General features: G+C 67.4%; 1 protein-coding gene. It reads right to left on the bottom strand.

Features of this window, described 5'->3' with window-relative positions; translation table 11 throughout:
- The coding region (locus INT49_RS20930) for an IS256 family transposase (protein ID WP_193119645.1) at nucleotides 1–438 on the bottom strand (438 nt) is incomplete at both ends.

The following is a 438-nucleotide window of genomic DNA, read 5'->3' as shown; positions in this document are numbered from 1 at the left end:
GCCACATGCCCTTGGGACAGATGCTCATCAGGTTCGCGGCGTAGTGGGTGCGGCACCGTTGCCAGGACGCGCCGGGGAGGTGCGCGGCGATAGCTTCGACCAGCCCCGCATGCGCATCAGAGGTGACCAGGCGGACTCCGCCGAGGCCGCGGGCGACGAGGTCGGCGAAGAAGCTGTTCCAGGCCGCGCCCGTCTCACTGGTCGCGACCCGCATACCGAGGACCTCGCGGTGCCCGTCACCGTTCACGCCGATGGCGAGCAGGACGACAGCATTGATCACCCGTCCGCCCTCGCGGACTTTCATCGTCAGCGCGTCTGCAGAGACGAACGTGAACGGGCCAGCAGCATCCAAGGGCCGGTGGCGGAACTGCTCGACGTGCTCGTCGAGATCGACTGCCATGCGGCTGACCTGGGACTTCGAGAGCGAGTTGATGCCGA

The sequence above is a fragment of the Brachybacterium tyrofermentans genome (genome assembly GCF_014897585.1).
Classification (GTDB): Bacteria; Actinomycetota; Actinomycetes; order Actinomycetales; family Dermabacteraceae; genus Brachybacterium; species Brachybacterium tyrofermentans.
This window is presented reverse-complemented; position numbering and strand designations above follow the sequence as displayed.